Source organism: Nonomuraea sp. NPDC001831 (assembly GCF_042892035.1).
Classification (GTDB): domain Bacteria; phylum Actinomycetota; class Actinomycetes; order Streptosporangiales; family Streptosporangiaceae; genus Nonomuraea.
Map to the genome: position 1 here is coordinate 957,471 of NZ_JBIATU010000001.1, position 25,815 is coordinate 983,285.

Here is a 25,815-nt window from a genome sequence, read left to right on the forward strand (position 1 = left end):
CGCGGGCTTGACTTTGGGTCTTGCCGGGCCTTCGGCCGCGTGCCACCATCGCGCTAACTCTTAGGAAACTTTCTTAAGAGATACTGTGAAGGGAAGTGATCGGGGTGCGCCGGATCCTGACGCTGTTCGCCGCCGCGCTGCTGGTGGCGGGCGTCCTGTCGGCCGTCGTGCCGGCCCCGCCGGCCGGGGCGGCCACGTGCGCGACGCCGTGGAACGCCACGACGGCCTACAACGGCGGCGCGGTGGTGTCCCGCGGCGGGCACAACTGGTCGGCCAGGTGGTGGACGCAGAACGAGACCCCCGGCACCGCCGCCGTCTGGGCCGACCAGGGCGCCTGCGGCGGCGGCGGGACCCCGACGCCCGGCTGCGGCGACCACCCGAACTGGGTGGCCGGCCGGTACTACGCCACCGGCAGCATCGTGCGGTACACCGACGGCAACTACTACGTCGCTGTCCACGACAACCCCGGCTACGACCCCGTGATCAGCACCTGGTACTGGGACCCGTACGCGTGCGACGGCGGCGGCACGCCCACCGACCCGCCGGACCCGGGAGGCTTCGTGGTGAGTCAGGCGCAGTTCGACCAGATGTTCCCCGGCCGCAACTCCTTCTACAGCTACAGCGGCCTGACCACGGCGGTTGCCGCCTTCCCCGCCTTCGCCGGGACCGGCTCGGCCACCGTCAGGAAGCAGGAGGCCGCCGCCTTCCTGGCCAACGTCAGCCACGAGACCGGCGGGCTGGTCTACATCGTCGAGCAGAACACCGCGAACTACCCGCACTACTGCGACGCGACCCAGCCCTACGGCTGCCCGGCCGGGCAGGCCGCCTACTACGGCCGCGGGCCCATCCAGCTGAGCTGGAACTTCAACTACAAGGCCGCCGGCGACGCCCTCGGCATCAACCTGCTGAACGACCCCTGGCAGGTGGAACGGAACGCGTCCGTGGCCTGGAAGACCGCGCTGTGGTACTGGATGACCCAGAACGGCCCCGGCACCATGACCCCGCACGACGCCATGGTCAACAGCCGCGGCTTCGGCGAGACCATCCGCAGCATCAACGGCAGCCTGGAGTGCAACGGCGGCAACCCGGGCCAGGTGCAGAGCCGGGTCAACGCCTACCAGCGGTTCACCCAGATCCTCGGCGTCGCCCCCGGCGGCAACCTGTCCTGCTGACCGCCTCCCGGCGCCCGGTCAGGCCGGCCGCGCTCCCATGGGGGCCCGGCCGGCCTGATCGGCCGGCGCGCGCCGCTCGGTGGTCTCCAGGTAGCCGCGCAGGGCGTGCCGGGAGCGGGTGAGCGTGTCGATCTGCTCGTCGAGGCCGCGCAGCCGGGCACGGAGCGTGTCCAGCAGCTCCGGGCAGGGCACCAGATCGGGGTCGGGGCCGGTGACGCAGGGCAGCAGGTACGCGATCTCGTCGGTCGACAGCCCGGCGTCGAGCAGCTTCCTGATCTGGGCCACCGTCAGCACGGCCCCGTCGTCGTACTCGCGGTAGCCGCTGGCGCGGCGGCTGGGCTCCAGCAGGCCCTGGGCCTCGTAGTAGCGCAGCTGGTGCGGGCGGACCCCGGTCCGCCGGCTCAGGTCACCGATCAGCACGGACGTCCCCCTTGACCTTCATACCGGTCTGAACGTTGACGATTCTCCCATAGCTGCTGAATCACCTCTTTGGGAGAGCGACTGTGATGACGAAGGAAAGCCGTACCCCCGTGACCGTCCTGGGCCTGGGGCTGATGGGGGAGGCGCTGGCCGGGGCGTTCCTGCGGGACGGCCGGCCGACGACCGTCTGGAACCGCACGGCGGCCAAGGCCGAGCGGCTGGCCGGGCAGGGCGCCGTACCGGCCGGGTCGGCGCTGGAGGCCGTGGCCGCCGCGCCGCTCGTGGTCGTCTGCCTGACCGGGTACGACGCCGTGCGCGAGGTGCTCGACCCGCTGGGCGCCGCCCTGGACGGCCGGGTGCTGGTCAACCTCACCTCCGGCACCTCCGCCGAGGCCCGCGACACCGCCGCGCGGGTGGCCCGGCACGGCGGCGCCTACCTCGACGGCGCCATCATGACCACCCCCGCCGCCATCGGCACCCCTGCGGCCGCCCTGCTCTACAGCGGCCCGCGATCGGCCTTCGACCTGCACGAACCGGCCCTGCGCAGCCTCGGCGGCGCGACGACGTACCTCGGCGCGGACCACGGCCTGTCGGCGCTCTACGACGTCGGGGTGCTGAGCCTGATGTGGAACATCCTCAACGGCTTCCTCCAGGGCGCCGCGCTGCTCGGGGCCGCCGGGGTGGAGGCCGCGGCGTTCGCCCCGGTCGCGCGGAACGGCGTCGAGACCGTGGCCGGCTGGCTGGCCGACTACGCGCGGCAGATCGACGAGGGCGCGCACCCGGCCACCGACTCGACCCTCGACACGCACGTGGCGGCCATGGACCACCTCGTGCACGAGAGCGAGTCGCACGGCGTCGACGCCACGCTGCCGCGCTTCATCAGAGAGCTGGCCGGCCGGGCCGTCGCGGCGGGCCACGGCGGCGAGGGCTACACGGCGCTGATCGAGCAGTTCCGCAAGCCCTCCGTCCGGGACTGACGACGGCGGGCCCGCGCGCCAGGCCCGCCGGCCGGCGGCGGGTCCTCGCGCCCCCGCCGTCGGCCGGCGTCGTCGGTCACCGCCGTCAGTCGGCGTAGAAGCCGTCGAGGACGTCGGCGTGGCGTTCCTCGACGGCCTTGCGCCTGATCTTCAGACTGGGCGTCAGCTCGCCGGTCTCCACGGTGAAGTCACCGGCCAGGATCGCGAACTTCTTGACCGTGGCGTAACTGGCCTGGTCGGCGTTGACCTGCCGGATCGCCTTGTCGACCTCCTCGCGCATGCGCGGGTGCCCGCACAGCGCCTCGGGGTCGGCCGGCAGCGACTCGGCCTCGGCCCACGGGCGCACGACGTCCATGTCGAGGGTGACCAGCGCCGTCACGTAGTTGCGGCGGTCGCCGTGCACGAACACGTGCGAGGCGAACGGGCAGGCGGCCTTGATCCGGCCCTCCAGGTAGGTCGGGGCGACGTACTTGCCGCCCGAGGTCTTGATCAGCTCCTTCTTACGGTCGGTGATCAGCAGCCGGCCGGCCTGGTCCAGCTCGCCGATGTCGCCGGTGTGCAGCCAGCCGTCCGCCAGCGCCTCGGCCGTCTCCTCGGGCAGGCCGTGGTAGCCGCGCATGACGCCGCGCCCGCCGATGAGGATCTCGCCGTCGTCGGCGATGCGGACCTCGGTGCCCGGCAGCGGCGGGCCGACCGTGCCGAACCGCACCGACTCGGGACGGTTGAGGAAGCTGCCCGCCGACGACTCGGTCAGGCCGTACCCCTCCAGGATCGTCAGGCCGGCGCCGTCGAAGAACTCGGCCACGTCCCGCGACAGCGGCGCGGCCCCGGAGATGAAGAAGCGGATCCGGCCGCCGAAGCGCGCCCGCAGCTTGGCGAAGACCAGCCGGTCGGCCAGCGCGTGCTCGACCCGGGTGGTGAGCGGGACGGCCGCCTCGCGCTGCCGCGCCCTGCTGACCCGCAGGCCGGTCTCCCGCGCCCACTCGAAGATGCGCAGCTTGACCCCGCCCTCGCGGCGCACGGTGGCGACGACGGTGTTGTGGATCTTCTCGAAGATGCGCGGCGCGGCGGCCATCACGGTGGGGCGCAGCGCCCCCAGGTTGTCGGCGATGCGGTCGAGGCGGCCGTCGATCGCGGTCGGCACGCCGATGTCGATCATCACGACCTCCAGCAGCTTGCCGAACGAGTGGGACAGCGGCAGCCACAGGAAGTGCAGGTCGTCGGGGGACAGCAGGCCGATCTCGCGGACCGAGCCGGCCGCGAACAGCCAGTTGTCGTGGGTGAGCTCGACGCCCTTGGGACGTCCGGTGGTGCCGGAGGTGTAGATGAGCGTGGCCAGGTCGTCCTGGGCGATGGCGTCCACCATGGCGTCGTAGCCGTCCGGCGCGTCGTCCGGCGCGTCGCCCTCGCCGTGGCTGAGCGAGTCGAGGGTGACCACCCAGCCGTCGTCGCTCGCCGAGCCGTCGACGACCACCACGCGCGTGACGTCGGGCAGCTCCTTCTGCACGGACCTGAGCTTGGCCACCTGCTCGTCGTCCTCGGCGATGACGATCGTGCTGCCGGAGTCGGTGATGACGAAGGCGCACTCGGCGGCCGTGTTCGACGGGTAGATGGTGGTGGTGGCCGCGCCCGTGGAGAGCACGGCCAGGTCGGCGAGGATCCATTCGAGCCTGGTCGAGCAGAGGATCGACACGCGCCTGCCGGGCCCCGCGCCGAGCCCGGACAGCCCCAGCGCCAGTCCGCGGACGCGCCGGCCGACCTCGCTCCACGACAGGGAGGTCCACGCCTCGCCCGACGGCACCCGGTACGCCTCGGCGTCGGGGGTGGCCGCGATCCGGTCGCGCAGCAGGGAGGGAATGCTGGACATGCCTGACCTCCTGAGGGGTGTGCCGCCGACTCTAGGACGAGTGCGCCGGATCAGTCGATGGCCGTGATCGACCTGCCGCCGGCCGGGGGCGGTCCGGCGCACGCGACCGTCCTGGACGTGCGCACCTCCCACGCGCCGCAGGCGCAGCGCAGGTAGGAGACCACGCCCTCGGAGGTGCGGTGGGAGGAGACGAGGGTCAAGGCGAAGGGGTCGTGCGGCTCTCCGGGATGCATGACTCCAACCTGATGTAATGACCTTGTGCATTTCAACACTTACGGCGGCAACGGCGCCGAACTCGCCGCGGCCCTCGTCAACGCGAGGGACTTCAGCCCGGCCGCGGTGCGGGAGACGCTCACGGCCAACGCCATGCGGCGCACGGACGTCACGCCGGCCCAGGCGGCGGAGCTGGCGGCCTGGGCGCGCCGGCTGGCCCCCGTCTTCGGGGAGCCCGACCTCGACGTGCAGGTGCGGCTGATCAACGAGCTGCTGGAGATCACCGCGTCCAGGCCGCACATCAGCACCCACGACGGCCTCGAACCCCACCTGCACTTCTTCTCCGCCGAGGCCGACATCGTCTCCAGGGCCAAGGACACCACCGCGGGCGGGCTGGCCATGGCCGTGTGCTTCTCCGACGGACGGCGGCTCGGGCGGTGCGACCGGACGGGGTGCGAGACCGTCTATGTGGACACCTCGCGTAACGGGCGGCGCCGGTTCTGCTCGCTGACCTGCGCGAACCGGGTCAACGTGGCCGCCCATCGAGCCCGGGACGTTGCCCGTCGGTCGTCTTTCGGGTAATGTGTCCGGGTCGTATCGCCGACCCCTGGGGGCAGTTGACGTGAGGATCTGAGGCCGCGGGCACCGCGCCTACCGCCCGGTCACGGGCTCTGTCGCGCGCGCACCTCGACCTCGGCGACCTCTTCGCCCCGATGGCGACCTCTTCGCCCCGGTTCTTCCCAGCTCGGGCTGTCCGGTTGTCGCGCGCGCAGCGGTGTTCCCGCCAAGTCACGAAATTTCGATTTTTGTGATGGGAGCCGCCTGATGTCTTTTTCCATTGTCGTCGATCACGTGTCCTTCGCCTGGCCCGACGGGACCATGGTGCTCGACGGTCTCGACGCCGCCTTCCCCGCCGGGCGTACCGGGCTCATCGGGGCGAACGGGTCGGGCAAGTCCACCCTGCTCAGGATCATCGCCGGGGAGCTGACCCCGGGCTCGGGCTCGGTCTCGGTCACCGGCGAGGTGGGGTACCTGCCGCAGAACGTGCCGCTGGCGGGCAGCCGCACGGTGTCCGACCTGCTGGAGATCAGCGGGAAGCGGGCCGCGCTGAACGCCGTCGAGAACGGCGACGTCGCCGAGGAGCACTTCACCGCCATCGGGGACGACTGGGACGTCGAGGAACGCGCGCGGGCCGAGCTCGACCGGCTCGGGCTCGGCCACGTCGGGCTCGACCGCACGGTCGCGACGCTGTCGGGCGGCGAGGCCGTCATGGTCGCGCTGGCCGCGCAGCTCCTCAAGCGCCCCGCCGTGCTGCTGCTCGACGAGCCCACCAACAACCTCGACCTGGACGCCCGGCGGCGGCTCCACGCCGCGGTCTCGGCGTACCCGGGTGTGCTGGTCGTGGTCAGCCACGACCGGGCGCTGCTCGGCCTCGTGGACCAGGTCGCCGAGCTCCGCGACGCCGCCGTGCGCCTGTACGGCGGCAACCTGAGCGACTACGAGCGGCAGGCCGCCGCCGAGCAGGAGGCGGCCGAGCGCACGGTCAGGACCGCCGAGGGCGAGGTGCGTCGGCAGCGGCGCGAGCTGATCGAGGCCAGGACCAAGCTCGACCGGCGCGGCCGCAACGCGCGGAAGGCGTTCGAGAACAAGAAGGTGCCCAAGATCGTCGCCGGCGGGCTGAAGATGAAGGCCCAGGTGTCGGCGGGCAAGCACCGCGCGCTGCACGAGGAGCGCCTGGCCGAGGCCAGGGACAGGCTGACCGAGGCCGAGCTGGCGGTGCGCGACGACGCCGAGATCCGCGTCGAGCTGCCCGGCACCGCCGTCCCGGCCGGCCGGACCCTGCTGACGCTGCCCCTCGACCGCCCCGACCGTCCAGAGCGGCCTGATGGCGCGGCCGGCCGGGACGGGCTCAAGGCGCTCGACCGGCTGGTCGTCCGGGGCCCGGAACGCATCGCGCTGCTCGGGCCCAACGGGTCGGGCAAGACGACCCTGCTGCGCAGGATCGTCGAGCACGGCGCGCACGTCCCGGTGGGGTACCTGCCACAGCGGCTGGACGTGCTCGACGACGCGCTGAGCGTCGTGGACAACGTCCGGGCCGTGGCGCCGGCCGCCTCGGTCAACGAGGTGCGGGCGCGGCTGGCCCGCTTCCTGTTCCGCGGCGCGCGGGCCGACCAGCCCGTGGGCACGCTGTCGGGCGGCGAGCGGTTCCGCGCGGCCCTGGCCGCGCTGCTGTCGGCCGATCCGCCGCCGCAGCTGCTCCTGCTGGACGAGCCGACGAACAACCTGGACCTGTCCAGCGTCCGCCAGCTCTCCCAGGCGCTGGCGGCCTACCGGGGCGCGCTCGTCGTGGCCAGCCACGACGTGCCGTTCCTGGAGACGCTGGGCATCACCCGGTGGCTGCGACAGGATCGCGACGAGGGACTGGCCGAATCGTAATTGACGTCTGGGGATCAACCGGGCAATAGTGGGGCAGGTGGCTTCACCCCGGTTGATCTCCTGCGTTCTCGCCCTGGCGACGGTGACGCTCGCCGCCTGCTCCTCCCCGCCACCGCTGACCGGCGGTGAGCCGAAGGTCAGCGGCGTGGCGGACGGCAAGGGCGGAGCCTTCAGCGGCGATCCCAGTGGGGATCCCGGGGGGGACCCCACGTCCGGCTCCAGCCCCGCCGTCAGCGCCCTGACACCGGAGGCGTACAAGGGCGAGCTCGACAGCAGGCACAAGGCGATGACCGGCGCGATCAGCGGGCTGGCCGGCGCGCGCGGGGTCCAGGCGCTCAACCAGCGCGTGGACAAGGCCGAGCAGGCGCTGAGCGGCGCCGCCGACGCCCTGTCCGCGATCGCCCCGCCCGCCGAGATCCGCGCCCAGCACGACGCGTACGTCACCAGCCTGCGCGACGTCGCCGCCGAGCTCGGCTCCACGGCGGGCAAGGTCGGCAGCCGCGAGCTGTGCACCTCCTCGGCCGTGCTGAGCGACCTGAACACCAAGCTCACCGCCCTGAACAAGGCGGGCGAGGCCCTGCAGAGCGCCGGCGACTACCCGGCCGACGTCGTCACGGTCAAGGCCGGCGGCAAGCAGAACAGGCGGCTGAAGAACGGCGCGTTCATCCGCCGGACCTCCCTCGGCGGCCGCAGCTCCCTGGAGGTCGACAACGGCGGCAGCCGCGACGCCGTCGTCACGGCGATCAGGGGCGGCGGCAAGACGTTCAGCGTGTACGTGCGCAAGAGGGCCAAGTTCAAGGTCAGGGGCGTGCCCGACGGCACGTACAAGATCTACTTCACCCACGGCGTGGACTGGGACGGCAAGAGCCGGTCCTTCAGCCGCCAGTGCAGCTTCGAGCGGTTCCAGAAGTCGGTGAAGTTCAAGACCACGGTCACCGCCACCCAGATCCTCTGGCACGACTGGCGGGTCACCCTGCACGCCATCTCCGGCGGCAACGCCCGCACCGCGCCCGTCAACCCCGACGACTTCCCGAGCTGACCCGCCGGAGCCGGGCCCGCACACGCGAAAGGGCCGCGCGGACGCGCGGCCCTTTTCCGGCTGCCGGGGCGATCAGGTCGAGAACAGCATGCCCACCCAGCTGCGCTGGCGGTGGTGGCCGTAGTGGTGACCGCCGTGGTGGGGAGCGCCCCAGGCCGGCCCAGGGGCGGGGGGCGGCGGCGGAGCGGCGTGGTACTGCGACTCCATGCGGGTCAGGGTCTCCAGCTCGCCATAGTCGAGGAAGATCCCACGGCAGTTGTCGCACTGCTCGATGTGGACGCCGTTGCGCTCATATGTCCGCATGTTGCCGCGGCACTTCGGGCACTGCATCTAAGTCGCTCTCCTTGGATCCGGGGTCTCAGGCTGAAACCTACCGCGTGCGGCCCCCGTCACGCTCGGACGATTCTGCTGCACGATTCGATTAACGCGTGCTCCACCTCGTCGAGTTCCCGGTTCTCGCGCTCGGCGTTGAGCACGGCCACTGCGGCCAGTTGCACGGTCAGCGCCCGGGCCGGCAGGTCGAGCCGCTGCCAGGGATCGTCGCCCTGGCCGAGCGCGGGGCCGCCGGAGGCCAGGTAGGCGCCGAGGAACCGCTCCCAGACGGCCGGCTCCAGCAGGCCCGCCGCGTACCAGGCGGCCGGTCGCGCCAGGTCCCAGGCCGGGTCGCCGACGCCCAGGTCGTCGACGTCGATGAGCAGCCACCGGTCGCGGCAGACCAGCTGGCCCAGGTGCCAGTCGCCGTGGGTGAGCAGGCCCGGCACCGGGGCCGGCTCGGGCAGCTCCTTGAACGCGTGCCGGACGAGCTGCTCGACCGGGCCGTCGCCGCTCATCCTGGACACCGCGCGGGCGGCCCGCGCCGGGCCTCCGGCGGGCGGCATCGGCGGCACCACCGTCAGGGGGACAGCGTGCAGCCGGGCCAGCAGCCGCGCGCCCTCCTCCCAGGGAGCCGACCCCGGATCGTCGTGGGGGACCGGGCGGCCGGCCGGCCAGACGCTGACCGCGCGGCCCGCCGCCGTCAGCACCTCGGCCTCCAGCGGGGCCAGCAGCACGCCGTTGACCGCGGCCGCGGCGGCGGCCCTGAGGCGGGCGCGCAGCGGCTCCACCTCGTCGCGGGCGGAGTGGGCCTTGACCACCACCTCGCCCATCCGTAACACGACCACGTCGGTGCGTGTCTGGTGTCGCACGGGTTCGCCCGTGCCGCCGTACGCTGCGGCGATGCCCGCAAGCTCCTCCTCTAGACCCACTCGTACAGAGTATTGGGCAGTGTTGGGGGTAAATGCCGTCGTGATGGCGGAAGCGAAGGAGTGGGCGGCGCTGGCGCGCGAGTGGCTGAGGGCGAGCTCGCCGCGGGCCGCCCAGGCGCTGCGCGAGCATGATCAGGAGGCCGCCCGGCGCCGCCGGGAGCGGCGTCCGGCGGCGCGCCGGGGGAGGCCCGTGGACCAGGAGGCCGCCCGGGAGCCGGCGCGGTGGGCGGTCGAGCCCGAGGCGGCGGACGGTCCGGGCCAGGAGGAGATCGAGCGGGCGCGGGCGGCGCTGGCGCGGGCGACCTCGCTGGAGCGGGCGCGGGCCCGTGCGCGGCGGGAGCGTGGACACGGGTGACCTGACGATGAAGCCACCCGGCCCCTCGATGAGGGCCGCCGTCAGGCGCTGCCGAGCCTGACCGCGCCCGCCGCCGCTACTTCCGCAGCCAGAGCATGTAGTACGGGCTGTCCCAGCGGCACTCGTACTCCTTGTATCCCTTCGTGACCAGCAGGGTGGTGCCCGCCGACACGCAGTTCTGCAGGGTGCGGTACGCCTGGTACGGGGTCCAGCTCGTGGCCGAGGCGCCGGCCGGGGCGGCGACGGAGAGGGTGCCGACGGCGAGGGCCCCGGCCATGGCCAGGGCCACGCCGAGCCGTGCGGACATCTGTCGCATGCATCGTCCTTCCTCGTGGGCGGCGCGGACGCGCCGTGTTGATCATTTCCACGGTAGCGCTTCTTGATCATAAAGATGCCCTTTTTGTCGATCTTGCACCTTTCGTGTGGTTGGAGATCGCGAACCCCGGTCGGCCAGACTGGGAGCATGAGAATCGGTTTCGCCGTACCCCAGTCAGGGCCCTGGGCCACCCCCGAGAACATGCGCCGCGTCGCCGCGCGGGCCGAGGAGCTCGGCTACCACGAGTTGTGGACGTTCCAGCGGCTGCTGTACCCCGTCGGGCATCCCATGGGGCCGACCTACCGCGGCGTCCACGACCCGCTGGTCACGCTGGCGCACCTGTCCGGCATCACCGGGACGATCCGGCTGGGCGTGGCCGTGGTCAACGCGTACGTGCAGCCCGTCGTGCTGGCCAAGCAGCTCGCCACCCTGCAGACCCTCTCCGGCGGCCGGGTCAGCGCCGGCATCGGGCTCGGCTGGGTGCCGGAGGAGTTCGAGGCCGCCGGCGTCGGCATGGAGCGGCGCGGGCGCAGGGGCGAGGAGTTCGTCGAGCTGCTGCGCAAGGCGTGGACGGACGACGTCGTCGAGCACGACGGCGAGTTCTACCGGGTGCCGGCCGCCCACATCGACCCCAAGCCGGCGCCGGCGCCGCCGCAGATCCTGCTGGGCGGCACCGCCGAGGTCGCGCTGCGCCGGGCCGGCCGGCTGGCCGACGGCTGGATCAGCTCCAGCAGGGAGGACCTGTCGGCGGTCGAGGGCCGGATCGCTCTGATCAAGGAGGCGATCGCCGCCGCCGGGCGCGACGCGGCCTCGTTCCGCTACGTCTGCCGCGGCGTCACGCAGGTGCGGCCGGCCGGCGCCGAGGACGCCCGCCGGCCGCTGACCGGCACGTACGAGCAGATCAGGCAGGACGTCGCCGCCCTGGCCGCCGCGGGCGTCACGGACGTCTTCCACGACCTCAACTTCGACAAGGAGATCGTCACCGCCGACGCGGGGGAGGCGATGCGCCGGGCCGAGGAGGCCCTGGAGGCGCTGGCGCCCTAACCGCCGTAGGGCACCGTGATGATCTCCAGGTTGTGCCCGTCGGGGCCCGACCAGTAGAGGCCGCGGCCGCCGTCGTGGGTGTTGATCGCGCCGGGCCTGGTGTGCCCCGGATCGGCCCAGAACGTCAGGCCGCGGCTCCTGATCCGCCCCCAGATCTGGTCGAACTCCTCCTCGCCGACGAGGAAGGCGTAGTGCTGCGGCGTCACCTCGCCGTCGGCCTGCATCACGTCGAGCGAGACGTCGTTGGCCAGCGTCACGACCCGGAACGGGCCGTAGACCGGCGCGGGCTCCAGGCCGAGGACGTCGACCAGGAAGGCGGCCGTGGCGTCCCGGTCGGTGGCGGCGACGATGGTGTGGTTCAGCTGCACGGGCATGCGTTCACGCTACGTGCCGCAGCGCCTCGGCGGCCACCGCGCACCGCAGCTCGCGCATCCCCGGCCGCCCGCGCACCGGATGGACGGCGTTGGTCAGCAGCACCACGGTCAGCCCGCGCGCCGGATCGACCACCAGCGACGTCCCGGTGAACCCGGAGTGGCCGTAGGCGCCGCTCAGCGGGCCCACGATGCCGGGGTCGCCGATCCGCACGCCGAGCCCGTGCCGGAACGCCGCCCCCTCCACCCCCTGGTCGCGGGTCATCTCGGCCACGCTCGACGGGCTCAGCATCGCGCCCCCGCCCAGCCGCAGGGCCTCCCCGAAGGCCAGCAGGTCGTCCGCCGGGGCGAACAGGCCCGCGTGCCCGGCCACCCCGCCCAGGGCGTGGGCCGTCTCGTCGTGCACCTCGCCGCGCACGCAGCCGGGGCCGGGGCGTTCCGGCTTGAACTCGGTCGCGGCGACGCGCTCGGCCCGTCCGCCGCCGCCGACCGGGCGGTAGCCGGTGCCGGCGAGGCCGAGCACGTCCGTGATCCGGGCGCGGACCAGGACGTCGAGCGGGGCGGACCCGGCCAGCTCGGCGATCCGGCCGGCCATCACCATGCCGACGTCGCTGTAGAGGTAGGGGCCGCCGACCGGGCCGGTGACCGGCGTGGTGAGCATCGCGGCCATGCGCTCCTCCGGCCCGGCCTGCGGGAGCTCCAGGTCGATCCGGCGGGTCGGCGTCAGGCCCGCCGTGTGGGTGAGCAGGCGGCGCAGCGTGATCCGCGGGTCGGCCCCGGGGATCCACGCCCGGACCGGCTCGTCCAGGTCCAGCAGGCCCTCCTCGGTGAGCGAGAGCACCACCGACGTGGTGCACAGCTTGCTGACCGAGGCCAGGTCGAACACCGAGTCCCGGCGCGCGGGGGGCCGCTCGGCGGCGAGCGTCCCGGGGGCCCCCGGCCCGGCGTGCGATCCGGTGGTCGGCACGGCGTCGGTGTACCTGACCAGTTCGCCCACCGCCGCGGCGGCGGTCACCGTGCCGTGCGCGGCGATCAGCGCGACCGCCGCCGGGCACACCTCGGGCACCGCGGCGGCCAGCAGGCGCTCCAGCCGGTCCGACATCCCCGTTCCCCCCTCGTCAAGCCCCCGACAGTCCCCGGGGCGTCCCGTCCGGTACGTCAGCCGCTGAGCGCGTCGCTGAGCCGCTCTCCGTGCGACTCCAGCAGCGCGCGGGCCGCGTCCGGGTCCAGGCCGTGCTGGATCATCACCACGGCCGTCTTCGCCTGCCCGCCGGCCGCCTCCAGCGCCGCGCCCGCCGTCGCGGCGTCGGCCCCGGTGATCTCGCTCACCATGCGCAGCGCGCGGGAGGCGAGCTTGCTGTTCATGGCCGACATCTCGATCATCTTGTTGCCGTAGGTCCGGCCCAGCCGGACCATGGAGATCGTCGAGATCATGTTCAGCACGAGCTTCTGCGCCGTGCCCGCCTTCAGCCTGGTCGAGCCCGCCACCACCTCGGGCCCCACCACGACCTCGATCGCGTGCTCGGCGGCGGCCGACAGCGGCGCGCCCGTGTTGCACGACAGCGCCGCGGTCAGCGCCCCCCGGCCGGCGGCCTCGGCCAGCGCGCCCAGCACGAACGGGGCCCGCCCGCTGGCCGACACGCCCACCACCGAGTCGAGCGCGCCCACCTGCAGGTCCTTCATGGCCGCCGCGCCCGCCTCGGCGTCGTCCTCCGCGCCCTCGATGGACCGGGTCAGCGCCTCCGGCCCGCCCGCGATGACGCCCTGCACCAGCGAGGGGTCGGTGCCGAACGTCGGCGGGCACTCGCTGGCGTCGAGCACGGCCAGCCGTCCCGAGGTGCCGGCGCCGACGTACAGCAGCCTGCCTCCCTCGGCCATCCGGGCGGCGATCGCGTCGATGGCCGCCGAGATCGCCGGCACGGCCGCGGCCACGGCCACGGGCACCTCGGCGTCGGCCTGGTTCATCAGTCGGGCGATCTGCTCCGTCGGCAGCCGGTCGATCTGGCTGTAGCGGGGATCGCTCTGCTCGGTGGACAGCTCGGGCAGCGGATCAATCATGACGCTAATTTCCACCCTTTACTTCTCAGTTGTAAATATCTTTCAGAGAATGGATCCATGTCACACGTACGCACCGGAGCCGAACGGCTGGCCGCGGACCCCGCGCTGGCCGGCGGCGCCCGTCTCGGCCTGATCACCAATCCCACCGGCGTCCTGCCCGACCTGACCCCCACGACCGACGCCCTGCTGGCCGCGGGCCTGCCCCTGACCGCGCTGTTCGGCCCCGAGCACGGCCTGCGCGGCACGGCCCAGGCGGGATCGAGCGAGCGCGACGCGGTGGACCCCGCGACGGGACTGCCGGTCTTCGACACCCACGAGCTGTCGGGCGACGACCTCGACCGCGTGGTCGCCGCCTCCGGCGTGGACACGCTGGTCTTCGACATCGCCGACGTGGGCGCCCGCTTCTACACCTTCGTGTGGACCATGTACGACCTGCTGGCCTCGGCCGCCCGCCTGGGCCTGTCGTTCGTGGTGCTGGACCGGCCCAACCCGCTGGGCGGGACCGTCGAGGAGGGCCCCCTGCTGGACCCGGCGTTCGCCAGCTTCGTGGGCCGCTTCCCGCTGCCCGTGCGCCACGGCAGGACCGCGGGGGAGCTGGCGGCGCTGTTCGGCTTCGACGCCGACCTGCGGGTGGTGACGATGGAGGGCTGGCGGCGGGACATGAGCTGGGCGGAGACCGGCCTGCCCTGGGTGATGCCCTCGGTCAACATGCCGACCCCCGACACCGCGCTGGTCTACCCGGGCACCGGGCTGTTCGAGGGCACCAACTTCTCCGAGGGCCGCGGCACCACCCGGCCGTTCGAGCTGGTCGGGGCGCCGTACGCGGACGAGCGTTACGCGGCCGCCCTGAACGGGCTGGAGCTGCCCGGCGTGCGGTTCAGGGACACCTGGTTCACCCCGACGTTCCACAAGCACGCGGGCGTCCCCGTCCGCGGGGTGCAGCTGCACGTGCACGACCCGCGGGCCTTCCGGCCGGTGCTGACCGGGTTGTCGATGCTGCACACGGCCCGCGTCCTCTACCCGGACGACCTGGTCTGGAAGGGCGATGACCTGTTCCTCGACCTGCTGTGGGGCTCCGACACGCTCACGCGCTGCCTGGAGGCCGGGGACGACCCGCGCGAGCTGTGCCCGCCGCCCGGCCGTCCGGAAGGACATCTGCTCTACAGCTGACATCAGGCCAGATCGCGCCGGTAGAGCCAGAAGACGCGTTCGGCTCGCGCGCCCACGGCGCGCGAGTAGAACCGCAACGGCCCCACCCATCCGATCTCGGCGCTCTCCTGACCGGCGGCCCGCTGCTCGGCCAGGCAGCGGCGCAGCAGCACCCCGCCGAGGCCGAGCCCGCGGGCGTCCGGCGCGGTGCCCATCGGGCCGAACCAGGCCGGCCGCGCCCCCCAGGCGGCGAAGGCCAGGACCTGCCCGTCGCGCTCGGCGTAGTGCAGGCCGGTCGCGTTGGCCGCCTCCCAGGCCCACCGCTCGTTCCAGTGCTCCTCGACGAACGCGGCCACGGCCGAGCGGTCGGCGCCCGCCGCCCGCACCGTGACCCCCGCCTGCTCCAGCCGCGCCAGGTCGTCCTCGACGGACAGGTCGGCCCGCAGGTCGGCGGTCATGTTCCAGGCGACGTGGTAGCGCTCGTAGCCCAGGCTCTCGGCCAGGCAGGCGGCGGCGGTGTACCGCACGTCGATGCCGGGCCAGGCGTAGCAAGGCGGGTTCCCGGCGAAGCGCGCCTGCCGCACGCCGTGCCCCCGCAGCCACTCCTCGGCCGCCCGCACCAGCGCCCGCCCGTGCCCGCGGCCCTGGACCGAGGGGTGCACGGCCAGCAGGTCCAGGTGCCCGACCTCGGGGTCCTTGGAGGAGACCGACGTCATCACCACCCCGCCGTCGGTCGCCAGGGCCGTCCAGCGGCGCTCGGCGGGCGGCTCGGCCAGGCGCCGGACCAGGTCGGGGGCCTCGGGCGCGTCCAGCGTCAGCGCGGCGGCGGCCACCCGGGCGGCCTCGGCCAGGTCCGCGCCGCGGACGGTGGGCGACATCACACCTCGCTCATCGGGCGCGCGATCACGTCGCGCCGCTCGGGGTAGAAGCACGCGTGCTGCTGCGGCACGCCCTCGGTGATCTGCAGCAACGGCCGCTCGCTCGCGCACCGCTCGCCGCGGAAGGGGCAGCGGCGGGCGAACAGGCAGCCCTCGTCGGCCTTGCTCTCGTCCAGCGACTCCAGCGGCGTCACCGGCTGCGCGCCGGGCTCCTCCAGGCCGTGCAGCACGGGGATGGCCGACAGCAGCGACTGCGTGTACGGGTGCACCGGGTCGGCGATGACCGTGTCCACCGGGCCGCGCTCGACGACCTGGCCGCGGTAGATGACGTAGAGCTCGCCGTCGTCGCCGATGTAGCGGGCGGTGGCCACGTCGTGGGTGATGAACAGCACGCTCACCCCCAGCCGCTCGCGCAGGTCCTTCAGCAGCGCGAGGATGCCCAGCCGGAGCGAGACGTCGATCATCGAGACGGCCTCGTCGGCGACCAGCATCTCCGGGTCGACGGTCAGCGCGCGGGCGATGACCACCCGCTGCCGCATGCCGCCCGAGAGCTGGTGCGGGTAGCGCCCCAGCACCGAGCCCGGGTCGAGGCCCACCATCGACAGCACCTCGGCGGCCCGCTCCTCGATCCACTCCTTCGACCGCCCGGTCTGCCCGGCCCGCAGGCTGAGCGGCGCGTACAGCGTCTGGTGGATGGTCCGGGTGGGGTTGAGCGCCGAGTACGGGTCCTGGTGGATCATCTGGATCTTGCGGAAGTACGGCTGGCGCTTCTTCTGCTTGAGCCCCGACATGGACACGTCGCCGATGACGATCTCGCCCTCGTCGTAGGTCTCCAGCCCGGCGATGATCCGGCCCAGCGTGGTCTTGCCGCAGCCGGACTCGCCGATGAAGGAGGCCGCGCCGCCCTTGGGGATGGCGAAGTCCACCCCGCGCAGCGCCCGCACCTCCCGCCCGGCCAGCACGTTGCCGCGCTGCTTGTACGTCTTGACGATGCCGGTCCCGGTGATCACGCGTGCTCCTTCACGGTCACGGCGTGGCAGGCCACGATCCTCGATCCATGCGCCACGGCCAGCGGGTCGACGGTGTCGCACACGTCCATGCGCAGCGCGCAGCGCTCCCTGAACACGCAGCCCTCCTTCGGCACCGTGGCCAGCGTCGGCGGCCGGCCGGGCAGCGCCTGGGCCTCGGCGATGTCGCCCACGAGCCGGGGGATGGCCCTGATCAGGCCCCGGGTGTAGGGGTGGCTGGGGGAGCCGAGCACCTCGCGGGTGGGGCCCTGCTCGACCAGGCGGCCGCCGTACATGACGACCAGGCGGTCGGCGACCTCGGCCACGACGCCGATGTCGTGCGTGATGACCAGCGTGGTCAGGCCGCGCTCGGCGTGCACCTCGCGGACGATCTTCAGGATGTTCGCCTGCGTGATCATGTCCAGGGCGGTCGTCGGCTCGTCGAGCACCACCAGGTGGGCGTTGAGCACCAGCGCCAGCATGATGCCGACCCGCTGGCGCATGCCGCCGGACAGCTCGTGCTGGTGCGAGTCGAGCACGCGCGCGCCGTCCAGGCCCATCCGGCCCAGCAGCTCCTTGGCCTCGCGGACCAGGCCGCGCAGGTCCTCCACGCCGTGCGAGCGGCCCAGGTCGAGGAGCTGCTTGCCGACCGTCTTGAGCGGGTTGAGCGAGTTCTGGGCGGCCTGGAAGACGTACCCGATGTGCCGGCCGCGGGCCTTGCGCAGCTCCTCGCCGGCGAAACCGGTCACGTCGCCGAGACCGTCGATCTCGACGCTGCCCGCGGCGATCCTGCCCGGCGGCTGCACCGCGTTGAGCAGCGACAGCGCCAGCGTGGACTTGCCCGAGCCGGACTCGCCGACGATGCCGGTGATGGTGCCCGGCTCCAGCGTCAGCGTGACGTCCCGGACGGCGGGCAGTTCGCCCGCGGGGGTCTTGTAGACGACCGTCAGGCCGTCGATGCGCACTCCCGGCGCTTGTTCGGCCACTTGCTACTCCTCGCGCAGCCGGGGGTTGAAGATCTCGTCCATGGCGTCCACCACGAGCACGATGCCGAGCGTGAGCAGCAGGATCGCCAGCAGCGGCGCCAGCAGGTAGCCCAGCGCGTTCGGCGTGATCATCGCGCCCGCCTGGAACACGGCGAGGTTGAGCATCACACCCCAGTTGTCCGACTCGTACGGCAGAACGCCCAGGAAGAACAGGCCCACCTGCGAGTAGACCGCGCCGGTGACCGCGATGAGCATGTTCATCGCGATGTAGGGCGCCATGCTCGGCAGCAGCTCCTTGCCGATGATGTGCGTGGTGGACAGCCCGAGCCCGCGGGCGGCCTCGATGAACCCGCGCTCGCGCAGCGACAGCGTCTGCGCGCGCACCGCCCGCGCCACGCCGCCCCAGCCGAGCAGGCCGAGCACCAGGCCCATCTGGAAGGGGTTGCCGAACTTCCACACGGTCGCCAGCACCAGCAGCAGCGGCAGGCCGGGGATGGTGAGCTTCATGTCGGTCAGCCGCATGAGCACGGTGTCCCAGCGGCCCCGCTTGAAGCCGGAGAACAGGCCGATCGCGGTGCCGGCGACGACCGTGATGATCGCGGTGACCAGGGCGGTGAGCAGGACGTAACGCGAGCCCTTGATGACCAGCGCGGTCACGTCCCGGCCCTGCGGGTCGGTGCCGAACCAGTGGTCCCAGCTCGGCGGCTGGGTGATCGCGCCCGCGTTGCCCGGCAGGTGCTCGGGCAGCAGCATCGGCCCGAGCACCGCCATGACGATGAAGCCGGCGATGATGACGACCCCGGCCATGCGGCTGGGCTTGCGCTTCATCACCCGCCAGACGCCGTTCCAGAAGTTGCGGCGCATGGCCGAGGCGGCCGGCGCGGCCTCAGGGATGAGCGTGGCGCTCACGAGCCCTCCTCTCCGCTGCGCACCCGCGGGTCGATGACCGTGTAGAACAGGTCCGCGACGATGTTGGCGATGATCGTGCCGACCGTGATCAGCAGGAACGCCCCGCCCATCAGGCCGTAGTCGCGGTCCTGGACGCCGCTGATCAGCAGCCAGCCGAGCCCCGGGTAGTTGAAGATCTTCTCGATGAACACCGCGCCGCCCAGCAGCAGGCCCAGCGACAGGGCGAGCATGGTGAACAGCGGCAGGATCGCGTTGCGCGCGATGTAGCGGAACACGATCGAGCGCTTCATGCCGCGCAGCTCGGCGGCCAGGATGAAGTCGTCGCCCAGCACGGTGACCACGCTCGACTTCATCGCCAGGATCCAGCCGCCGTAGGCCGACAGCGCGTACGTGGCCACCGGCAGCACCGCGTGCTCGACCAGCGAGCCGATGTAGCCGGCGTTGAAGCCGGGCTCGAACAGGATGTCCACCGAGCCGTCGGCCGGCAGGATCGGGAGCAGCGTCGCGAAGATCACCACGAGCAGCATCGCCAGCACGTACTGCGGGATGCCGTGCAGCAGCGAGCCGGAGATGGCCAGGGCGTCGCCCAGCTTGCCGGTGCGCTTGATGGCGGCGTACACGCCGAGCAGGATCCCGACGAGGAAGCTCAGCAGCGTGCCGGCCAGCACCGGTAGAACGGTCCACTTGGCCGCGTCGGTGAGCACGTCCACCACGGAGGTGCCGGGCCGGCTGACCGACATGCCGAGGTCGAGGTGGAGCAGGCCGGACATGTAGTCGGTGTACTGCTGCCACAGCGTGCCGTCGGGCAGGAAGCCGTACAGGACCTTGACGGCCTGCGCGGCGGCCTCGGGCGACATGCCCTGCTCGACCAGCTTCTCGTAGCGGGCGGCCATCGGGTCGCCGGGGATGTTGTTGATGATGAAGAAGCTGATCGTCGCGACTACGAGGATCATGACGAACCCGCGGGCCAGGTGGCCCGCGAGTCGTCGTGCGATGAGCGCCATGAACTACGACTTCGCCTTGATCATGCCGAGCTGGATCCAGACGCCCGAGGGCAGGACGCCGGCGCCCATGCGCAGGATCTCGTCGTCGTGCGGCCAGCCGGTGAAGCGGCTGTTGTTGACGAACTGGGTGTTGACGTAGTCCCAGAGCTGGATGACCGGGAGGTCCTGGTTGGCGGCCTTGGCGAGCTGGGCCATGATCGGCTTGGCCTGCTCCTCGGTGGCCGAGTTCAGCTTGCCGGTCAGCTCACCGGGGTTGATCTTGGCGCCGTCGACCTCGATCTCCTCGGGGCCGCCCATCCAGTTGCCGGCCTTGCCGGGCTCGGAGTGCTTGACCTTGCCCGCGACGTTGGTCCAGCCGTTGGAGGCGCCGTACAGGCGCTGGTAGATGTCGTACGGCGCGGGGCCGAGCGCCATCAGCCAGAAGCCCACGTCGTACTTGCCGGCCGCCAGCTCCTCCAGGTAGAGGGGGTAGTCGGCGGTCGTGACGACCTCGGCGTCGACGCCGGCCTTGACGAGCTGGCTCTTGATGTTCTCCTGCGCCGACAGCCAGTCGGAGAAGCCGGAGGGCGCGTGCATGGAGACCTTCCACGCCGAGCCGTCGGCCAGCGTCCACTTGCCGTCCTTCTTGGTGAGGCCGGCCTCCTTGAACTCCGCCTCGGCCTTGGCCACGTCGGGCGCGTACGGCTCCAGCTTGGGCAGCTCGTCGGGGATCCACGCCTGCGCGGCCTTCTGGTGGATGCCGCTGGTGGTGACCGCCGCCGTGCCGCCCTCGGGCGAGGCGACCTTGGTGACCTCCTCGCGGTTGATCAGGTAGGCCAGGCCGCGGCGCACGTGCACGTCGTCGTACGGCTTCTTGGACTGGTTGAAGGCCATGCTCACCGCGACCGGCGAGTAGCCCTTGATGACCTCGTTGCCGGCGGCCGCCTTGATCCGGTTCATCACGTCGGACGGCGCGGCGGTGAAGCCGGCGTGGTCGAGCTTGCCCGCGGTGAGGTAGTTCCAGATCTGCTCGTTGCCGGTGTAGTTGAGGAACTTCACCTGCGCCGGCGCCACGTTCGCGGCGTTGTAGAAGTACTTGTTCTTGACCAGCAGCGCCTCGGACGGGTTCACCCGCTCCAGCACGAACGGGCCGGCCGAGGTGTCCTTCGGCGGGGCGAAGGTGAGCACCTTCTCGCCCAGGCCGGTGATGGTCTCACGGGCCTTGTCGGCCGCGGCGCCCTCGCCCCTGGAGGCCTTGAGCTGGTCCCAGAAGTCCGCGGGGAGCACGCTGCTCCACACGTGGGAGGGCAGGACGAACGTGTCGAGCACGCCGCGGGCGAACTTGGGGCTCGGGTTCGCCATGTCCTGGGTGATCTTGAGGGTGTGGTCGTCGACCACGGTCACGTCCGCCGCCGCGCCCGCGGCGCCCGGCGTGATGGAGAACGCCGTGCTGCCCTGGGTGTAGGCGATGCCGATGGACATCTTGACGTCCTCGGCGGTGACCGGCTTGCCGTCGGACCACTTGGCGTTCGGCTGGAGCTTCAGGGTGATCGCCGAGTTGTCCGGCGCGATCTCCCAGCTCGCCGCGATGCCGGGGAGGGCCTGGTTGGGGTCGGTCAGGTGGTTCTTGACCCAGCCCAGCTTCATCGCCGTGTAGCCGGGGAAGGAGTTGCCCTTCGGGTTGTACGGGTTGGCCGGGGCCGTGGCCTCCAGGCCCGGCCTGTTGACGTCGATCGTGGTGAAGAGCCCGCCACCACCACCGCTCGAGCCGCCGGACTTGTTGTTAGTACCACCGCTGCACGCCGCTGTGGCGGTGGCGAGGCCCAGCAACGCCACTACCGCTGCCAGTCGCTTCATCTGCCGCTCCGGGGGATGTCGGACCTGTTGAGGATCTGTAGGGAATTGACCGGACCCTACGGTCGCCAGCAGGCAGCGTCAATAATCTCCAGATGTTGTGAGTGTAATGTAACTTTCCTTCATAGAGGTCCGCCGTGGCGCCAATCTCCATCGTGCGACGGAGCGGGGCTTCAGTCCACGACCAGCACGGCGGCGCCGCTGACGCGGTCGGCGGCCAGATCGGCCAGCGCCCGGCCGGCCTCCTCCAGCGGGTAGAGCGTGGTCGCCACCCGGGGCGGATGGGCCAGCGCCAGCTCCAGATAGGCCCGGCCGTCGGCCCTGGTGTTGGCGGTCACGCTGCGCAGCGTGCGCTCCTGGAACAGGTGCCGCTCGTAGTTCAGCGCGGGCACGTCGGTCAGGTGGATGCCGGCGATCGCCAGCGTCCCGCCGCGGTCGAGCGCCTCCAGCGCGGGCGGCACCAGGTCGCCGACCGGCGCGAACAGGATCGCCGCGTCCAGCGGCTCGGGCGGCCGGTCGCCCGCCGAGGCCGCGCCCAGCTCCAGCGCCAGCCGCCTGGAGGCGTCCGACCTGGTCACCGCGTGCACCGTGGCGCCCTGCGCGACGGCCGCCTGCGCAGTGAGATGGGCCGAGGAGCCGAAGCCGTAGATGCCGAGCCGGCCGCCCGGCGGCAGGTCGCAGCGGGCCAGCGCCCGGTAGCCGATGATGCCCGCGCACAGCAGCGGCGCCAGCCGCTCGGCCGGCACGTCGGCCGGCAGGGGATAGACATAGTCGGCGGGGGCCACGACGTACTCGGCGTAGCCGCCGTCGGCGTCCCAGCCGGTGTAGGCGGAGTCCGGGCAGAGGTTCTCCGTGCCGCGCAGGCAGTAGCGGCACCGGCCGCACGTCGAGCGCAGCCAGGCCACCCCCACCCGCTCGCCGGAGCCCTCGACCCGGCCCACCACCTGGTGCCCGGGGGTGGTCCGCGGCCGCCGCGGCGCGAGGTCGCCCTCGGCCAGGTGCAGGTCGGTCCGGCACACGCCGCACGCCTCCACCCGGACCAGCACCTCGCCGGGGCCCGGCTCGGGGACGTCCCGCTCCACCCGCACGAGCGGGCCGGTCGCCATCGGCCCCGGCCGGTCCACCACCCAGGCGCGCATCACGCCCTCGACAGGCGCTCGTAGGCCAGCGAGGCGTACAGCGCGGCGCCGTCGGGCAGCACGGAGTCGTCGAAGACGGCGTCCGGCGAGTGGTTGTAGGGCGCCGTGGCCGGGTCGCGGTCGGGCGGGCAGGCCCCCAGGAAGACGAACGCGCCCGGCACCTCCTCCAGCACGTACGAGAAGTCCTCCGACCCCATGACCGGCTGCGGCGCCACGAAGTAGCGGCCCGGCCCGAACAGCTCGTCGGCGGTCGCCGAGACGAACCCCGCCTCGCCCTGGTCGTTGACCGTCACCGGGTAGCCCATGCCGAACGACGTCTCGACCGAGAGCCCGTGCGCGGCCGCGATGCCCTCGACCACCTCCACCAGACGCCGCTTGACCAGCGTCCGGTGCTCCTTGCTGAACGTGCGCACGGTCGCCTCGAAACGCGCCTCGTCGGGGATCACGTTGTCGGCCGAGCCGCCGTGGAAGGTGCCCACGGTGATCACCACGGGGTCGAACACGTCGAACGTGCGGGTCACCATCGTCTGCAACGCCGTCACCATCTCGCAGCCGGCCGCGATCGGGTCCTTGGCGCGGTGGGGGCTCGACCCGTGCCCGCCGGTGCCCTTGACCGTCACGCAGAACACGTCGGCCGCGGCCATCATCGGGCCGCCCCGGGAGGCGAACAACCCCGGCGGCAGCATCGCCGACACCACGTGCATCCCGTACGCCGCCACCGGCCGGGCGCCGGCCGCGTCGAGCACGCCCTCGCCGATCATGTGCTTGGCGCCGTCGTGCCCCTCCTCGCCCGGCTGGAACATGAAGATCACGTCACCGGCGACGTCCGCGCGCCGCGCGCTGAGCAGGTGGGCCGCGCCGGCCAGCATGGCGGTGTGCAGGTCGTGGCCGCAGGCGTGCATCTGGCCGGGGTGCTGGGAGATGTAGGGCAGGTCGTTGCGCTCGCTCACCGGCAGGGCGTCCATGTCGCCGCGCAGCAGCACCGCGGGGCCGGGACGGCCGCCGCGCAGCACCGCGGTGACCGAGCTGAGCGTCTTGCCGGTGGTGATCTCCAGGGGGAGCCCGTCGAGCGCGGCCAGCACCTTCTCCTGCGTCCTCGGCAGTTGCAGGCCGAGCTCGGGGGTGGTGTGCAGGGAGCGGCGGAGCTGGACGAGCTCGTCCCGCATGTCCAGGGCGGATTCGGTGAACGACATGATGAACATTGTTCACGTGTGCGGCGAGAAGTCGACAAGGCACGCTCGATACCATGAACGGGTGACTCAGCGTAAGCGGATCGACTCCTGGTTGTCCGACATGGACGGCGTCCTCGTCCACGAGGGGCGGCCGATCCCCGGTGCGGACGAATTCATCAAGCGGCTCAAGGAGTCCGACAAGAAGTTCCGGGTCCTGACCAACAATTCCATCTACACCCAGCGCGACCTGTCGGTGCGCCTGGCCGGCGCCGGGCTCGACGTGCCCGCCGAGTCCATCTGGACCTCCGCCCTGGCCACCGCCCAGTTCCTCGAGGACCAGCGCCCCGGCGGCTCGGCGTACGTGATCGGCGAGGCCGGCCTGACCACGGCCCTGCACGAGGTCGGCTACGTCCTGACCGACCTCGACCCCGACTACGTCGTGCTCGGCGAGACCCGCACCTACAGCTTCACCCAGATCACCCGCGCGATCCGGCTCATCGAGGCCGGCGCCCGCTTCATCGCCACCAACCCCGACCCGATCGGCCCCTCCACCGAGGGCTCGCTGCCGGCCTGCGGCGCGGTGGCCGCGATGATCACCAAGGCCACCGGCGTCGAGCCGTACTTCGTGGGCAAGCCCAACCCCCGCATGATGCGCAGCGCGCTCAACGCCATCGAGGGCCACAGCGAGACCACCGCCATGATCGGCGACCGCATGGACACCGACATCGTCTCCGGCATGGAGGCGGGGCTGTTCACCATCCTGGTGCTGACCGGCGTCACCCAGCGCGACCAGATCGACCGCTTCCCCTACCGTCCCTCGCTGGTCGTCGAGTCGGTCGCCGACCTCGTCGACCTGATCTGAGCCCGGCGACCCGCCCGGGATGACAAGTCTTCTTCCGGGGCGCGAAGGATCGTGGCCCGGGAGAAGAAAACCACTCCCGGCGGCCGCCGTCCGGCGGCGCGGGCCGCGTCCGGCTGCGATCCTTGGTCGCGGAAGGTGACTTGCCGAATGCGAGGAGGCGGCCGTGTGGCGTGAGGATCCGGGGGAGCAGGGGCCGGCGGCGGAGCTGGCGACGCTGCGCGTCGAGGTGACCGAGGAGCTGCGGTTCGTCAGGACGGCGATGGCCGAGGAGTTCAACTCGCTGCGCTCGGAGATCCTCGACCTCAACATCAAACTGGACCGGCTGCTGCAACGCGCCGGCATTTAGGACAACGAGGTCGACACCGCATCACATGGCCTTCGGGTAGCCTAACCTACGGTCCCGTAACCTGAAGGAGAAGATCTTTATGGCGATGTCTCAGACGGAACTGCTGCACGAGCTCGAACCCGTCGTGGGCGTGGAGCTCGATCGCCACAACGCGACGGCCAAGGAGTGGTTCCCGCACGAGTACATCCCGTGGAGCGAAGGACGTGACTTCGACGGCATCTACGGCGGCCAGGCCTGGCAGGAGGGCGACTCCAAGATCCCCGAGGCCGCCCGCATCTCGCTGATCGTCAACCTGCTCACCGAGGACAACCTGCCCAGCTACCACCACGAGATCGCCACCACGTTCGGCCGTGACGGCGCGTGGGGCACCTGGGTCCACCGCTGGACCGCCGAGGAGGACCGCCACGGCACCGCCCTGCGCGACTACCTCACCGTCACCCGCGCGGTCGACCCGGTCGCGCTGGAGCGGGCCCGCATGCACCACATGGAGCAGGGCTTCGTCACCGAGTACAACACCATGCTCCAGCAGCTCGCCTACGTCTCCTTCCAGGAGCTGGCCACCCGCATCTCCCACCGCAACACCGGCCGGGCCTCCGGCGACGAGGGCTGCGAGCGCCTGCTCGCCCGCATCGCCGCCGACGAGAACCTGCACATGCTCTTCTACCGCAACCTGCTCAAGGCGGCCTTCGAGCTCGACCCCAACCAGACCATGCGCGCGGTGACCGACGTCGTCACCACCTTCCAGATGCCCGGCACGGGCATGGAGGGCTTCGCCCGCAAGGCCATGATCATCGCCCACGAGGGCATCTACGACCTTCGCCTGCACCTCGACGACGTGCTCATGCCGGTGCTGCGCCAGTGGGCGGTCTTCGACAAGACCGGGCTCGACGCCGAGGGCGAGCAGGCTCGCGAGGAGCTGTCGGCGTTCCTGGCCAAGACCGAGGTCACGGCCGCCCGGTTCGTCGAGCGCCGCGACGAGCGCCGCGCCCGCGCCGCCGCCAGGGGCTGACGCCGGGCC

At 72.2% G+C, this 25,815-nt stretch carries 28 protein-coding genes; 11 read left to right on the forward strand and 17 right to left on the reverse strand.

The features are described 5' to 3' along the window. The first annotated feature begins 95 nt into the window (after nt 1-95). Nucleotides 96-1,172, forward strand: coding sequence for a glycoside hydrolase family 19 protein (locus ACFYYW_RS04130; protein WP_387644850.1), 1,077 nt, complete (start codon nt 96-98; stop codon nt 1,170-1,172). A gap of 18 nt (nt 1,173-1,190) precedes the next feature. On the opposite strand, the gene ACFYYW_RS04135 is transcribed toward ACFYYW_RS04130, so the two are convergent. Continuing rightward, nucleotides 1,191-1,592 (reverse strand): MerR family transcriptional regulator, encoded by a 402-nt coding sequence (locus ACFYYW_RS04135; RefSeq protein ID WP_387644853.1) that lies wholly within the window; start codon nt 1,590-1,592, stop codon nt 1,191-1,193. Between the two features lie 86 nt (nt 1,593-1,678). Here ACFYYW_RS04135 and ACFYYW_RS04140 point away from each other — a divergent pair, with 86 nt between their 5' ends. Further along, a complete protein-coding gene (locus tag ACFYYW_RS04140) occupies nt 1,679-2,569 on the forward strand; it encodes an NAD(P)-dependent oxidoreductase (protein WP_387644856.1) in 891 nt (296 codons plus the stop codon). 85 nt (nt 2,570-2,654) lie between these two features. On the opposite strand, the gene ACFYYW_RS04145 is transcribed toward ACFYYW_RS04140, so the two are convergent. Next, the gene (locus ACFYYW_RS04145; RefSeq protein ID WP_387644859.1) at nt 2,655-4,436 is read right to left on the reverse strand and encodes an AMP-dependent synthetase/ligase; all 1,782 of its coding nucleotides are present in this window, start codon (nt 4,434-4,436) and stop codon (nt 2,655-2,657) included. A gap of 50 nt (nt 4,437-4,486) precedes the next feature. Then, entirely contained in the window at nt 4,487-4,669 is a 183-nt protein-coding gene (locus ACFYYW_RS04150; RefSeq protein ID WP_352326792.1) for a hypothetical protein, read from the reverse strand. Nucleotides 4,670-4,694: 25 nt separating this feature from the next. On the opposite strand from ACFYYW_RS04150, the gene ACFYYW_RS04155 reads away from it, so the two are divergent. The 3 genes from ACFYYW_RS04155 to ACFYYW_RS04165 all read left to right on the forward strand — a co-directional run bounded on the left by ACFYYW_RS04155 (nt 4,695) and on the right by ACFYYW_RS04165 (nt 8,124). Further along, nucleotides 4,695-5,231 (forward strand): CGNR zinc finger domain-containing protein, encoded by a 537-nt coding sequence (locus ACFYYW_RS04155; RefSeq protein WP_352326793.1) that lies wholly within the window; start codon nt 4,695-4,697, stop codon nt 5,229-5,231. A gap of 243 nt (nt 5,232-5,474) precedes the next feature. Continuing rightward, nucleotides 5,475-7,085 carry an ABC-F family ATP-binding cassette domain-containing protein gene (locus ACFYYW_RS04160; RefSeq protein WP_387644863.1) on the forward strand — a complete coding sequence of 537 codons (1,611 nt, stop codon included), beginning with the start codon at nt 5,475-5,477 and terminating at the stop codon, nt 7,083-7,085. Nucleotides 7,086-7,122: 37 nt separating this feature from the next. Beyond that, entirely contained in the window at nt 7,123-8,124 is a 1,002-nt protein-coding gene (locus ACFYYW_RS04165) for a hypothetical protein (protein ID WP_387644865.1), read from the forward strand. Between the two features lie 72 nt (nt 8,125-8,196). On the opposite strand, the gene ACFYYW_RS04170 is transcribed toward ACFYYW_RS04165, so the two are convergent. Continuing rightward, on the reverse strand, nt 8,197-8,454 hold the full coding sequence (locus tag ACFYYW_RS04170) for a zf-TFIIB domain-containing protein (protein ID WP_352331027.1): 258 nt from the start codon (nt 8,452-8,454) through the stop codon (nt 8,197-8,199). A 59-nt stretch (nt 8,455-8,513) separates the two neighbouring features. After that, nucleotides 8,514-9,308, reverse strand: a complete 795-nt coding sequence (locus ACFYYW_RS04175; protein WP_387644868.1) for a phosphotransferase family protein — start codon at nt 9,306-9,308, stop codon at nt 8,514-8,516. 103 nt (nt 9,309-9,411) lie between these two features. On the opposite strand from ACFYYW_RS04175, the gene ACFYYW_RS04180 reads away from it, so the two are divergent. Further along, nucleotides 9,412-9,723: a hypothetical protein gene (locus ACFYYW_RS04180; protein ID WP_387644871.1), complete on the forward strand. Its 312-nt coding sequence runs from the start codon at nt 9,412-9,414 to the stop codon at nt 9,721-9,723. A gap of 76 nt (nt 9,724-9,799) precedes the next feature. Here ACFYYW_RS04180 and ACFYYW_RS04185 read toward each other — a convergent pair whose 3' ends face one another. Then, nucleotides 9,800-10,039 carry a hypothetical protein gene (locus tag ACFYYW_RS04185; RefSeq protein WP_387644874.1) on the reverse strand — a complete coding sequence of 80 codons (240 nt, stop codon included), beginning with the start codon at nt 10,037-10,039 and terminating at the stop codon, nt 9,800-9,802. A gap of 147 nt (nt 10,040-10,186) precedes the next feature. Between ACFYYW_RS04185 and ACFYYW_RS04190 the strand changes: the two genes are divergently transcribed. Next, nucleotides 10,187-11,083 (forward strand): TIGR03619 family F420-dependent LLM class oxidoreductase, encoded by an 897-nt coding sequence (locus ACFYYW_RS04190; RefSeq protein WP_387644876.1) that lies wholly within the window; start codon nt 10,187-10,189, stop codon nt 11,081-11,083. Here ACFYYW_RS04190 and ACFYYW_RS04195 read toward each other — a convergent pair. Genes ACFYYW_RS04195 through murQ form a run of 3 tightly spaced genes read right to left on the reverse strand, consistent with a single transcriptional unit; the run spans nt 11,080 to nt 13,512 of the window. After that, nucleotides 11,080-11,457 (reverse strand): VOC family protein, encoded by a 378-nt coding sequence (locus ACFYYW_RS04195; protein ID WP_387644878.1) that lies wholly within the window; start codon nt 11,455-11,457, stop codon nt 11,080-11,082. The genes ACFYYW_RS04190 and ACFYYW_RS04195 overlap by 4 nt on opposite strands. A 4-nt stretch (nt 11,458-11,461) precedes the next feature. Further along, nucleotides 11,462-12,556: a serine hydrolase domain-containing protein gene (locus ACFYYW_RS04200; RefSeq protein WP_387644881.1), complete on the reverse strand. Its 1,095-nt coding sequence runs from the start codon at nt 12,554-12,556 to the stop codon at nt 11,462-11,464. Nucleotides 12,557-12,612: 56 nt separating this feature from the next. After that, nucleotides 12,613-13,512: an N-acetylmuramic acid 6-phosphate etherase gene (murQ, locus tag ACFYYW_RS04205; protein WP_352328218.1), complete on the reverse strand. Its 900-nt coding sequence runs from the start codon at nt 13,510-13,512 to the stop codon at nt 12,613-12,615. Between the two features lie 57 nt (nt 13,513-13,569). Here murQ and ACFYYW_RS04210 point away from each other — a divergent pair, with 57 nt between their 5' ends. Beyond that, nucleotides 13,570-14,682 carry an exo-beta-N-acetylmuramidase NamZ domain-containing protein gene (locus ACFYYW_RS04210; protein ID WP_387644885.1) on the forward strand — a complete coding sequence of 371 codons (1,113 nt, stop codon included), beginning with the start codon at nt 13,570-13,572 and terminating at the stop codon, nt 14,680-14,682. A gap of 2 nt (nt 14,683-14,684) precedes the next feature. Here the strand turns inward: ACFYYW_RS04210 and ACFYYW_RS04215 are convergent, their stop codons facing one another. The 8 genes from ACFYYW_RS04215 to ACFYYW_RS04250 all read right to left on the reverse strand — a co-directional run bounded on the left by ACFYYW_RS04215 (nt 14,685) and on the right by ACFYYW_RS04250 (nt 23,610). Then, nucleotides 14,685-15,539 carry a GNAT family N-acetyltransferase gene (locus tag ACFYYW_RS04215; protein WP_387644887.1) on the reverse strand — a complete coding sequence of 285 codons (855 nt, stop codon included), beginning with the start codon at nt 15,537-15,539 and terminating at the stop codon, nt 14,685-14,687. Continuing rightward, nucleotides 15,539-16,549, reverse strand: a complete 1,011-nt coding sequence (locus ACFYYW_RS04220; protein WP_387644889.1) for an ABC transporter ATP-binding protein — start codon at nt 16,547-16,549, stop codon at nt 15,539-15,541. Before ACFYYW_RS04220 ends, ACFYYW_RS04215 begins: the two co-directional genes overlap by 1 nt. Further along, nucleotides 16,546-17,532 carry an ABC transporter ATP-binding protein gene (locus ACFYYW_RS04225; RefSeq protein ID WP_364413312.1) on the reverse strand — a complete coding sequence of 329 codons (987 nt, stop codon included), beginning with the start codon at nt 17,530-17,532 and terminating at the stop codon, nt 16,546-16,548. Before ACFYYW_RS04225 ends, ACFYYW_RS04220 begins: the two co-directional genes overlap by 4 nt. A 3-nt stretch (nt 17,533-17,535) precedes the next feature. Then, complete coding sequence (locus ACFYYW_RS04230) at nt 17,536-18,441, reverse strand: ABC transporter permease (protein ID WP_387644892.1); 906 nt, start codon at nt 18,439-18,441, stop codon at nt 17,536-17,538. Next, a complete protein-coding gene (locus ACFYYW_RS04235) occupies nt 18,438-19,445 on the reverse strand; it encodes an ABC transporter permease (RefSeq protein WP_352328224.1) in 1,008 nt (335 codons plus the stop codon). The genes ACFYYW_RS04230 and ACFYYW_RS04235 overlap by 4 nt, the downstream gene beginning before the upstream one ends. Before the next feature lie 3 nt (nt 19,446-19,448). Next, nucleotides 19,449-21,281, reverse strand: a complete 1,833-nt coding sequence (locus ACFYYW_RS04240) for an ABC transporter substrate-binding protein (protein WP_387644895.1) — start codon at nt 21,279-21,281, stop codon at nt 19,449-19,451. Nucleotides 21,282-21,451: 170 nt separating this feature from the next. Continuing rightward, nucleotides 21,452-22,417: a zinc-dependent alcohol dehydrogenase family protein gene (locus tag ACFYYW_RS04245; RefSeq protein WP_387644898.1), complete on the reverse strand. Its 966-nt coding sequence runs from the start codon at nt 22,415-22,417 to the stop codon at nt 21,452-21,454. Beyond that, nucleotides 22,417-23,610, reverse strand: coding sequence for a M20 family metallopeptidase (locus ACFYYW_RS04250; RefSeq protein ID WP_387644900.1), 1,194 nt, complete (start codon nt 23,608-23,610; stop codon nt 22,417-22,419). Before ACFYYW_RS04250 ends, ACFYYW_RS04245 begins: the two co-directional genes overlap by 1 nt. A gap of 100 nt (nt 23,611-23,710) precedes the next feature. On the opposite strand from ACFYYW_RS04250, the gene ACFYYW_RS04255 reads away from it, so the two are divergent. The 3 genes from ACFYYW_RS04255 to ACFYYW_RS04265 all read left to right on the forward strand — a co-directional run bounded on the left by ACFYYW_RS04255 (nt 23,711) and on the right by ACFYYW_RS04265 (nt 25,806). Then, nucleotides 23,711-24,451 (forward strand): HAD-IIA family hydrolase, encoded by a 741-nt coding sequence (locus ACFYYW_RS04255; protein ID WP_387645496.1) that lies wholly within the window; start codon nt 23,711-23,713, stop codon nt 24,449-24,451. Between the two features lie 163 nt (nt 24,452-24,614). After that, nucleotides 24,615-24,797: a hypothetical protein gene (locus ACFYYW_RS04260; protein ID WP_352327443.1), complete on the forward strand. Its 183-nt coding sequence runs from the start codon at nt 24,615-24,617 to the stop codon at nt 24,795-24,797. Between the two features lie 79 nt (nt 24,798-24,876). Next, the gene (locus tag ACFYYW_RS04265; protein ID WP_387644903.1) at nt 24,877-25,806 is read left to right on the forward strand and encodes an acyl-ACP desaturase; all 930 of its coding nucleotides are present in this window, start codon (nt 24,877-24,879) and stop codon (nt 25,804-25,806) included. Nucleotides 25,807-25,815: the final 9 nt, after the last annotated feature.